Raw genomic sequence first — 10,565 nt, 5'->3', positions numbered from 1 at the left:
CGCGCCTGGGCGCCTGCCACCGACTCCACCACCACCGCCAGCACCGACGCGGCTCCGGACGCCCCCGAGGTGAGCACGCCGATCCCGCCGCCCGCCCCGGCACTGCCCGAGCCCGCACAGCCGCCGGCCGCCGGGCGCCGATTCTCGGCCGAGGATCTCCCGGAGGGCTGGCAGAGTGCGGCCCCGCGGCGCTCCGCGGTCAGCGTGTCGTCGCCGTTCACACCCGATGAGGCGCCGAGCGCAGCCTCGGACGGCGAGGCTGGCGAGAACGCCGATGCCGACGACGATCAGACGCCCGAGACCGAGCCGGACGCCGGTGGCGGCAGCCGTCCGCCCATCGACACCGGCTCCGAAGCCGGCGTCGCTCCCGCACCGGGCGATCGGCGAAAGATGCTCACCTGGCTGCTCGGCGGCATCGCCGCTGTCGTCATCATCGGGCTGGTCATCTGGCTCGCCGTCCAACGGCCCGGCAGCACCGCCTCCCCCGCCGCCAGCGAGTCCGCGACCCCCTCGCCCAGCGCTTCGGCCAGCCAAGCACCGGCATTGACCGACGCCGAACTGATCACCGCCACCGAGCTGGGGAAGCTCCGCAAGGGCGTCAGCTGGGCGCTACAGGACCAGTCGGCCAGCCCCGGCGTGCCGCGGCAACCGGCCTGCGTCGAGCTGTCCGCAGCGGGTGGCGGCTCCCCCGATTCCGAACTGAATCACCTGTTCACCGCCAGCAAGGGCGGCGGCAGCCTGCTTCAGGTGGTGCAGGCCTGGCCGGACGCCAACTCGGCCACCACGGCGTACAGCGCGCTCGTCACCCAGGCGGGTTCGTGCGAGGACAGCCTGTTGGGCAGCACCCAGCGGGTGACCGGCTTCGCCGACGTCGCGACGGCACTGTCGGTGCAGACCTCGGACGGCGCCACCCACAACCTGCTGTTCGCCCGCACCGGGCGCTTCGTGTCCATCGTCGACGGCGCCACCCCGGCCAAGTCGGACAGTCTGGCCGCCGGGACCCTGCTCACCGCGTCGACCGCGTCGCTGGGACGGCAGTGCGGCCAGGCGTCCGGCACCTGCCCGTCGAAGAAACCGGCGATGATCGGCACCACCCCGCCGGTCACCGACACCGTCGGCTGGCTGGCCTGGGTGGACCTGCCTCGGATCACCGCCGGGGCCGGCAAGTGGACCGCCACCGATCCGCAGGCACCCAAACTGGTCGGCAGCCAGTGCGAGAACGTCGACCTGAACAAGCTGCCCGGCGCCACCTCGTCCGCCCATCGCATCTACCTGCTGACCAACGACGCGAAGGCACCGGCGGACGGCTTCGGCATCGACGAGGTGGTCTACGGCTTCAGCAAGGCCTCGACGGCGAGTGCGATGGCCAAGCAGCTGGCCAAGAACTTCGACGGCTGCGGCGACCGCACCCGCACCGCGTCCGTGAAGAGCACCGGGGTCAAGGCGCCCTCCCTCGACGGCAAGGACCTGAACGCCACCAGCTACCTGGTCACGCAACGGATCAGCGACTCCAAGACGGTCAACTTCCGGGTCGGCGTCGCGGTGGTAGGGAACCGGCTGGTCTACCTGCTGGCCAACCCCTCCGGCAGCTTCGACTTCAGCGACGACGCCTGGAAGGGCATCGTCGGCCGGGCCACCCAGCGGGTCACCCAGCTCCCCTGAGCCGCCGTCCGCCCCCGCCGAGGCTCCGTGAACTGACTGACACCTTCGGGAGCCACTGCTGCTCTGCTGAGCGCCAGTGGCTCCCGTTTGTGTCAGTCAGCCGAGCCGACGTCCGTGCGCCGGCCACTGCGCACCCGCCCGCACCAGCGCGGCGCGTAGCCGGCCCATCAGCTTCGCCGGCGTGTCCAACAGATCGCTGGTCACCCGCACCACCTGCCAGTCCAAGGCCCGGAGGTCGTCCTCGCGTGCCTTCTCGGCGATCACTGCCGCCTGATCCTGATACTTGCCCCGGCCGTCACTCTCGACCAGCACCCGGGTGCCGACGATCCTCCCGTCCGCTCGGTACAGGGTGCCCGGCACCTCGAACTGCGGCTGCATCTCGAAGCCCCAGGCGTCCAGGGTCAACGCCGTCCGGGATTCCAACGGTGACTCCCGGCGCCCGTCACCGAGCCGAAGCACCGTGTCCAGGTGCCCATAGCCCCGGTAGCCCGCCAGGGATTCGGCCACCACCCGTACCTGGGGCTTGGACGCCACATCCCTGGCCAGCGCGGCATCCAGCGCCATCAGGCCGGATTCCGGCGAATCGAGCGCAGTCTGGGCGACCACCAGCGCCGTCGCCAGTTCAGCTGGCACGTCCACACAGGCATGAATCACCACCGTGCGCCGACAGGCTGCCGGGCCGGGCGCCGTCCGCATCAGATGGATCAGGTTCCAGTCCGGACGATGGACCGGCAACCCCATCAGCACAGCGCCCGAGTAGTGGCTGGCCCTCACATCGTCACGATCAGCCAACTCCGCCCGGACGCGCAGCCGATGCAGGTCGGACGGCCACTACGGCCTGCTGCCCGTGTACCAGCCCCGCTTCAATCTGATCAGGACGCCGTCACGAGTCGCCTGCCGCAACTCGAAGTCGGTGACCCCAGCTGCCTTCGCCTGCTGGGTGGTGAACATCGCGAGTGCGACCAGATGGGGAGGGATCACGCCCACAGTGTGCGTCCAGACCGACCCGAACTGGTCAAAATGCCATCAGTCTGGGGAGGGCTCATGGTCACTGACACAAACGAGAGCCACTGCCGCTCTGCAAAGCGACAGTGGCTCCCGTTGGTGTCAGCCAGGTGGTGCAGACCGGGTCAGTCCCGGCCCTCCATGATCTCGCGCACCAGGGACGCGGTTTCGCTCGGCGTCCGGCCGACCTTGACGCCGGCCGCTTCCAGTGCGGCTTTCTTGGCCTGGGCGGTGCCCTTGGAGCCGGAGACGATGGCGCCGGCGTGGCCCATCGTCTTGCCCTCGGGGGCGGTGAACCCGGCCACATAGCCGACCACCGGCTTGGTGACGTGCTCGGCGATGTAGGCGGCGGCCCGCTCTTCGGCGTCGCCACCGATCTCGCCGATCATCACGATGCAGTCCGTGTCGGGGTCAGCCTCGAACGCCGCGAGGGCGTCGATGTGCGTCGTGCCGATGATCGGGTCGCCACCGATGCCCACCGCGGACGAGAAGCCGATGTCACCCAGTTCGAACATCATCTGGTAGGTGAGCGTGCCCGACTTGCTGACCAGGCCGATCCGGCCCGAGTTCGCGATGCCCGCCGGGATGATCCCCACGTTCGACTTGCCGGGGCTGATCAGGCCCGGGCAGTTCGGGCCGACCAACCGGGTCACACCGCTCTTGGCGGCATAGGTGTAGAACTCGGCGGTGTCCTTGACCGGGACGCCCTCGGTGATCACCACCACCAGCTCGATGCCGGCGTCCACCGCCTCGAAGACGGCCTTCTTGGTGTAGGCGGCCGGCACGAAGATCACCGACACGTTCGCGCCGGTGGCCTCCTTGGCCTCGGCGACCGAGTTGAACACGGGCACCGGATCCTCTTCGAAGGTGACCGTCTGCCCGCCCTTGCCGGGGGTGACGCCACCGACGATGCGGGTGCCCGAGCTGATCATTCGCTGAGTGTGCTTGCGGCCCTCGGAGCCGGTCATGCCCTGTACGAGGACCTTGGAGTTCTGGTCCAGCCAGATCGTCATCGACTGATGTCCTTTCAGTTCTTGCTGGCCAGTTCGGCGGCCTTGCGGGCGGCGGAGTCCATGGTCAGTTCCATCGTCACCAGCGGGTGCGCCGCCTCGGTCAGGATGTGCCGGCCGATCTCGACCGCGTTGCCGTCGAGCCGGACGACGATCGGCTTGGTGGCCTTGTCACCCAGGATCTCGAGCGCGGCGATGATGCCCTTGGCGACCTCGGAGCAGGCGGTGATGCCGCCGAACACGTTGACGAAGACCACCTTCACCTGCGGGTCGGAGAGGATGATGTCCAGTCCGTCGGCCATCACCTGGGCGGACGCACCGCCGCCGATGTCGAGGAAGTTGGCCGGGGTCGGGCTGCCCGGGAACTCCTTGCCCGCGCCGGCCACCACGTCCAGGGTGCTCATCACCAGGCCGGCACCGTTGCCGATGATCCCGACGCTGCCGTCCAGCTTCACGTAGTTGAGGCCGCGCTCGCGGGCCCGGATCTCCAGCGGGTCGTCGCGCGACTCGTCGGAGAGCGCGTCCCAGTCGGCGTGCCGGAACGAAGCGTTGGCGTCCAGGGACACCTTGCCGTCGAGCGCCAGGATGCGTCCCTCGCCGGTCTTCACTAGCGGGTTCACCTCGACCAGGGTGGCGTCGTTCTCGCGGTACACGTCACCGAGCAGCGTCAGCACCCGGGCGACTTCGGCCCGATCGGCCTCGGCGAAGCCTGCGGCGGCGACGATCTCGTCGGCCTTGGCCTGGTCGAGCCCGGCCAGCGGATCGACCTCGATGCGGGCCAGCTTCTCGGGATGCTCCTCGGCGAGGGTTTCGATGTCCATGCCGCCCTCGACCGAACACATCGCCAGGTAGCTGCGGTTCGCCCGGTCGAGCAGCAGACTGAAGTAGTACTCGTCGGCGATGTCCGCGCCCTCGGCGATCATCACCTTCTCAACGATGTGGCCCTTGATGTCGAGGCCCAGAATCTCGGACGCCCGCTCGCGCGCCTCCTGTGGGCTGCGGGCCAGCTTGACGCCCCCGGCCTTGCCGCGGCCACCGGTTTTCACCTGAGCCTTGACCACCACGACCGATGTTCCCAGGGTCTGAGCGGCCTGCTCGGCCTCTTCAGGGGTGCGGGCGACGATGCCCCGCAGAACCGGTACCCCATGTGCCTCGAACAGATCTCGCGCCTGGTACTCGAATAGATCCACCACAACTCCGTCTCTTGGTTTTGCCCCGCGGGGGCCAGCATCACGATAGTGCGGCACGCCAGACCCCGCACCCCTCACGCGCCGCGGCGGACCAGTGCCGGACGCAGGACAGCCTGAGACCTCGATTTCTGAGATCTCTCTAAGAAATGCTAAGGTAACTGTGTGTCCGGTTCTCGGACGCCACACCAACGTTTTGCAACAAGGAGATCGCGTGCGCCCAACCGAGGCTGAACCCCAGGCGACCAGCTGGATTCGTTCTCGAGTATTCCGCGGCACCCTGGCCACAGCGGCCATCGGCACCCTCGTGCTGGGACTCTCCCACATCGCCACCCCGTCGTCGGCCGCGCCCGTGCCGCAGCCGACCCTCGGCGGCTTCGACCGGGCCGCGATGGACGCCCGCGACGGCCAGCTCAGCCGGGACGCCTCCCGCCCACAGGCCCCGCAGGCGTTGGCCCAGGCCCGCACCAACGAGCTCACCGGCACCGCACAGGAGTTGGCCACCAGCCAGCGCAACGCCGCCCTGGACAGCCGGACCAACGAGTTGGACGCCACGGTCGCGAAGATCAGTGAGCAGTCCAAGCTGCTCAACGACAAGTCGTCGTTCCTGATGCCGACCGCCGGCGAGTTCGGCTCCGGCTTCGGCATGCGGCTGCACCCGATCCTGCACTACTACCGCATGCACAACGGCCAGGACATCGGCGGCAAGTGCGGCCAGCCGATCTGGGCCGCGCAGGACGGCAAGGTCACCAAGGTCGTCCCGGACGGCTACAACGGCGGCTCCGGTCACAACGTGCGGATCGACGGCGGCAAGGTCCACGGCGCCAAGCTCGAAACCGCCTACCTGCACATGGACAAGATCGTCGTGAAGGTCGGCCAGAAGGTGCACAAGGGCGAACTGCTCGGCACCGTCGGCAACACCGGCATCTCCACCGCCTGCCATCTGCACTTCTCGGTCTACAAGAACGGCAAGGGCGTCGACCCGGTCCCGTACCTGAAGAAGTAGTAACCCGCCACCGCTGGTCGAGCTTGTCGAGACCCAGATTTCGACAAGCTCAATCAATGATGAGCCCGATCAACCCTCAGAGCTTCTCCATCGGGGCGTGCTTCAGGCTCAGCCGCTTCACCCCGTGACTGCCGAAGTCGACGTCCGCCTTCGTCGCGTCGCCCCGGCCGCTCACCGCGACCACCGAACCCATCCCGAAATGGGTGTGCAGCACCCGGTCACCCGGCTCCAGGGTCGGAATCGGCTTCGGCAGTGACGGCTTCGATCCGTAGCTGACCGTGTTGCGCCAGGCCTGTTCGGTGCGCGCCTTCGCCCGCGACGCGAACCCGACCTGCGCCGTCCCCAGCCGCCGCCAGTCGAACAGGTGCTGCGGGATCTCGTCGGTGAACCGGCTGGGCGGGTTGTACTGCGGCGACCCCCACATGGTGCGCACCACGGCCCGGGTCAGGTAGAGCCGCTGTCGTGCCCGGGTGATTCCCACGTACGCCAGCCGGCGCTCCTCCTCCAACTCGTCCTTGCTCTCATGCGTGCGCTGATGGGGGAAGATGCCGTCCTCGAAGCCGGTCAGGAAGACCACCGGGAACTCCAGGCCCTTCGCGGTGTGCAGCGTCATCAGGGTGACCACCCCGGCGCCCTCGCCGTCGGCGTCCGGGATCTGGTCGGAGTCGGCGACCAGAGCGATCCGCTCCAGGAACGCCGGCAGCGAATCGTCCGGTTCCGGAGCCGCGGAAGCCAGCTCGCCGCCGTCCGGGGGCAGGTCGATGGTGTGCGCTGCCGAGACGAACTCCTGTGCCACCGAGACCAGTTCGATCAGGTTCTCCAGCCGAGTGGCGTCTTGCGGGTCGTCGGAGTTCTTCAACTCGTCGATGTAGCCGGACTTCTCCAGGATCGAGGTCAGGATCGTGTCGGCGGCGTCGCCGGCGTCCATCATCGCCCGGTGCTCACCCAGCATGGTTGCGAAGGACTGGATCTGGGTGAGCGAGCGGGTCGCCAGTCCCGTCGCCTCGGACGCCCGCGCCAGCGCCGCCCCGAACGGAATCCGCTCGGCCGCGGCCAGCGCCTCGATCGCCGCCTCGGCCCGCTCGCCGATGCCGCGCCGCGGCGTGTTCAGGATGCGCCGCACCGACACGTCGTCGGCCGGGTTGGCGATCGAGCGCAGGTAGGCGATCGCGTCACGGATCTCCTTCCGCTCGTAGAACCGGACGCCGCCGACCACCCGGTACGGCATGCCGACCCGGATGAACACCTCTTCGAAGGCACGGGACTGGGCGTTGGTGCGGTAGAACACCGCCACGTCGCCGGGTTTGGCGATGCCGTCGTCGGTCAGCCGATCGATCTCGTCGGCGACGTACTGCGCCTCGTCGTGCTCGGTGTCGGCGACCCAGCCGACGATCCGCTCGCCGTCGCCGGCGTCCGACCAGAGCCGCTTCTCGGGACGCCCCGGGTTGCGGGTGATCACCGCGTTGGCGGCGTTCAGGATGGTCTGCGTCGAGCGGTAGTTCTGCTCCAGCACGATCGTGGTGGCACCCGGGAAGTCGGCCTCGAAAGCCAGGATGTTGCGGATGGTGGCGCCCCGGAAGGCGTAGATCGACTGGTCGGAGTCGCCGACCACCATCAACTCGGGCGGCTCGACGGCGGCCATGCCGTCCGGCACCGGCAGTTCGGCGCACAGCTCTCGGACCAGCGCGTACTGGGCGTGGTTGGTGTCCTGGTACTCGTCGACCAGCACGTGCCGGAAGCGCCGCCGGTACTGCTCGCGCAGGTCGGGGAAGGCCTGCAGCAAGTGCACGGTGGTCATGATCAGGTCGTCGAAGTCGAGCGCGTTCGCCGTTGTCAGCCGCCGTTGGTATTCGCGATAGGCGTCGGCGTAGATCTTCTCGTTGGCCGTCTCGGCCTTCGCCGCGGCGGTCTCGTGATCGACCAGTTCGTTCTTGCAGTTCGACACCCAGTTCATCACGGTGCGGACGGGGTACCGCTTCGGATCGACCTCGGCGTCGCGCAACACCAGCTGCATCAGCCGCTTGGCGTCGGTGTCGTCGTAGATCGAGAAGGTACGGCTGATCCCGAACCGGTGGATGTCGGCCCGCAGCATCCGCACGCACGCCGAGTGGAAGGTGGAGACCCACATCAGCTTGGCCCGGTTGCCGACCATCTCGACCACCCGGTGCCGCATTTCGGCGGCCGCCTTGTTGGTGAAGGTGATCGCCAGGATCGACCCCGGGTGCACCTTCCGGAAGCTGACCAGATGCGCGATCCGGCGGGTCAGTACGCGCGTCTTGCCCGAGCCCGCACCGGCCACCACCAACACCGGTCCCCCGGCATGCAGCACCGCCTCGCGCTGCGGCGGGTTAAGGTCGGCCAGCAACTCCGCCTCGGTGATCCGTTGCCGCCGCGGCTGGCCCTCGCCGGCAGGCTCGGACGCCGGTGCCGCCCCGGCCTGCGCCGGTGCGGCCGGTTCGGAGGAGAAGTTGAACAGGTCCGGAAACAGGGTGTCGGTCATCGCGTCCCCAACCTTAAGCGCTGCCTCCGACAGCCGGACGCCGACCGGCCGATCCGAGGATGACCCCAACGGACGCCGGTTGATACCTTGACGTATGGTCCGGCACACTCGATCGGCGCTGCACCGACTGCGCGGCCTACTGCGCGGCCTGTCCGCCGGCAGACGTGGCCGTGGTTACCCGCCGGAGGTGAGCGGTAGCCAAGCGCGGGTCGTAAAGGTCCGGCGCACCGACCCGCCGAGCGGACAGTCCATCTCCCGCGTCGAACTCATCCGGCTTCGTGATGGGTCGCCTACCGATCCCCGCCTACCCGGGGATCTGACCTGGATCTCGAACGAAACCACAGACGACCTGGGCGACGCGTACCTCAGTTCTCACCGCGAACTCCACCCTTCCGATCGGCTGCGTACTCCACGCGGTCACGGAGATCCCGGGGCAAGCCCGGGATGACGACCCCGTCATCCCGGCGAACGCCGGGGCCTCGGAGATCCGACCACCGTCGCTCAGACCAGCCGGCGATCGGTGGCCCAGCGGGTCAGCTGGTGCCGGTTCGACAGCTGCAGCTTGCGCAGCACGCTGGAGACGTGGGTCTCGACGGTCTTGATCGAGATGAACAGCTCGCGGGCGATCTCCTTGTAGGCGTAGCCGCGGGCGATCAGCCGCATCACTTCACGCTCGCGCTGGGAGAGCCGGTCGAGTTCCTCGTCCACGGCAGAGATGTCGATCGAGCCTGAGAAGGCGTCCAGCACGAAGCCGGCCAGCCGCGGCGAGAACACCGCGTCCCCCTCGGCGACCCGGCCGATCGCGTCCACCAGTTCATCGGCCGAGATCGACTTGGTCACATACCCGCGGGCGCCGGCCCGGATCACCCCGATCACGTCCTCGGCGGCGTCCGAAACACTGAGCGCCAGGAATTTGATCTCCGGCTCGGTGGTGTGCACCTGCTTCAGCACCTCAACACCGCCGCCGCCGGGCAGGTGCACGTCGAGCAGCACCACGTCCGGTTGCGCCTTGAGCACCGCCGCCACCGCGGTCGGGACGTCCTCGCCCTCGCCCACGATGTGCACCCGTGAGCCGATGTCGTGCTTCACCCCGCTGCGGAACATGGCGTGGTCGTCGACGATCACCACCCGCCGGCCGGCCTGGGTATTCGTCTGCTGCTCGGTCATCGCTTCATCTCCAGTCGTACCTCGGTGCCCTGTTCGGGAACGCTTCGAATCGTTGCATTGCCCCCGGCACGCCGCAATCGCTCGATGATCGAGCCGCGGACGCCCATCCGGTCGGCGGGAACCTCCTCCAGGACGAAGCCGCGGCCCCGATCCCGGACGAACACCTCCACCAGGCGCTCGTCGACTTCGGCGTACACGTCGATCTTCGCCACCCCGGCGTGCCGGGCCGCGTTCGTCATCGCTTCGCGGGCGGCCTGCACCAGCGACTTCAGCTCGGGATCCAGGTCGCGGTCGCCGACCACCACGATCTCCACATCGACGCGGTGGTCGTCCTCCACCTCGGCGGCGGCAGCCACCAGCGCCGCCTTCACCGACGCCGCATCGGTCGTCTCGCCGTACAGCCAGGTCCGCAGCTCACGTTCCTGCCGCCGGGCCAGCGATGTCACCGCCTTCGGGTCGGACGCCTGCCGCTGGATCAGCGCCAATGTCTGCAGCACCGAGTCGTGCAGGTGGGCGGCCATGTCGGCCCGCGCGTCGGCCAGCATCTTCTCTTCGCGGGCCGCGGTCAGCGAACGTCGCACCCGGATGAACCAGGGCGCCGCGGCCAGCAACAACGTCACCACGACCAGCCCCAGCACCAGCAGCGTCCGGGCCGTCTCGGACATCGCGGGCAACTGCACCACCACCAGCGCGATCCCGGTGCCCAGCCCGGCCAGCCCGAGCAGAATCCGGACGATCCGCGACCAGTGCGCGATCAGCGGCGCGAACCACTGCCGCACCCCGGTCTGCCGCCGGATCGACCGGTTGGAGATGTGGTCGGCCTGCCACCAGATCAGCATCAGCCCGACGGTGCCGGCCAACGCCGGCCACAACACGCCCTGCGGCAGCCCGACACCTGCGGACTGCACCAGCCACAGCAGCCCAGCCCCGAGCAGTGCCACCGCCGACATCACCCCGAGATCGGCCGGCACCCGGGCCGGCCCCTGCACGGTGCGCAGCCCGCGACGCCCCGCCGCGTCCAGGCCGGG

General features: G+C 68.9%; 9 protein-coding genes. 2 read left to right on the top strand and 7 right to left on the bottom strand.

The window, feature by feature from the left end:
* Window positions 1–1,662, top strand: a 1,662-nt coding sequence (locus QM624_RS07220) for a hypothetical protein (protein ID WP_415090254.1), incomplete at its 5' end; no start/stop codon positions are given.
* Window positions 1,663–1,758: 96 nt separating this feature from the next.
* Here QM624_RS07220 and QM624_RS07215 read toward each other — a convergent pair.
* The 4 genes from QM624_RS07215 to sucC all read right to left on the bottom strand — a co-directional run bounded on the left by QM624_RS07215 (window position 1,759) and on the right by sucC (window position 4,867).
* Window positions 1,759–2,436 carry a hypothetical protein gene (locus QM624_RS07215; RefSeq protein ID WP_415090252.1) on the bottom strand — a complete coding sequence of 226 codons (678 nt, stop codon included), beginning with the start codon at window positions 2,434–2,436 and terminating at the stop codon, window positions 1,759–1,761.
* A gap of 57 nt (window positions 2,437–2,493) precedes the next feature.
* Window positions 2,494–2,643: a type IV toxin-antitoxin system AbiEi family antitoxin domain-containing protein gene (locus QM624_RS07210; RefSeq protein WP_415090250.1), complete on the bottom strand. Its 150-nt coding sequence runs from the start codon at window positions 2,641–2,643 to the stop codon at window positions 2,494–2,496.
* Between the two features lie 149 nt (window positions 2,644–2,792).
* Window positions 2,793–3,680: a succinate--CoA ligase subunit alpha gene (gene sucD / locus QM624_RS07205; RefSeq protein WP_415090248.1), complete on the bottom strand. Its 888-nt coding sequence runs from the start codon at window positions 3,678–3,680 to the stop codon at window positions 2,793–2,795.
* 14 nt (window positions 3,681–3,694) lie between these two features.
* On the bottom strand, window positions 3,695–4,867 hold the full coding sequence (gene sucC / locus QM624_RS07200; RefSeq protein WP_415090246.1) for an ADP-forming succinate--CoA ligase subunit beta: 1,173 nt from the start codon (window positions 4,865–4,867) through the stop codon (window positions 3,695–3,697).
* Window positions 4,868–5,078: 211 nt separating this feature from the next.
* On the opposite strand from sucC, the gene QM624_RS07195 reads away from it, so the two are divergent.
* Window positions 5,079–5,870, top strand: a complete 792-nt coding sequence (locus tag QM624_RS07195; RefSeq protein WP_415090244.1) for a M23 family metallopeptidase — start codon at window positions 5,079–5,081, stop codon at window positions 5,868–5,870.
* Window positions 5,871–5,946: 76 nt separating this feature from the next.
* On the opposite strand, the gene pcrA is transcribed toward QM624_RS07195, so the two are convergent.
* From pcrA to QM624_RS07180, 3 genes are all read right to left on the bottom strand, one after another.
* The gene (pcrA, locus tag QM624_RS07190; RefSeq protein WP_415090242.1) at window positions 5,947–8,370 is read right to left on the bottom strand and encodes a DNA helicase PcrA; all 2,424 of its coding nucleotides are present in this window, start codon (window positions 8,368–8,370) and stop codon (window positions 5,947–5,949) included.
* A gap of 501 nt (window positions 8,371–8,871) precedes the next feature.
* Window positions 8,872–9,537 carry a response regulator gene (locus tag QM624_RS07185; protein ID WP_415090240.1) on the bottom strand — a complete coding sequence of 222 codons (666 nt, stop codon included), beginning with the start codon at window positions 9,535–9,537 and terminating at the stop codon, window positions 8,872–8,874.
* Window positions 9,534–10,565: sensor histidine kinase (locus QM624_RS07180; RefSeq protein WP_415090238.1), on the bottom strand; the 1,032-nt coding region annotated here is incomplete at its 5' end. The genes QM624_RS07180 and QM624_RS07185, both read right to left, overlap by 4 nt.

Origin of the sequence: Micropruina sp., assembly GCF_047606365.1 — a bacterium.
In the GTDB taxonomy this organism is placed as follows: Bacteria; Actinomycetota; Actinomycetes; order Propionibacteriales; family Propionibacteriaceae; genus Micropruina.
This window is presented reverse-complemented; position numbering and strand designations above follow the sequence as displayed.

What these genes read in the sequence shown, in the direction of transcription:
- sucD (WP_415090248.1), bottom strand. Translation starts at nt 3,680, where the DNA reads ATGACGATCTGGCTGGACCAGAACTCCAAGGTCCTCGTACAGGGCATG.
- pcrA (WP_415090242.1), bottom strand. Translation starts at nt 8,370, where the DNA reads ATGACCGACACCCTGTTTCCGGACCTGTTCAACTTCTCCTCCGAACCG.
- QM624_RS07185 (WP_415090240.1), bottom strand. Translation starts at nt 9,537, where the DNA reads ATGACCGAGCAGCAGACGAATACCCAGGCCGGCCGGCGGGTGGTGATC.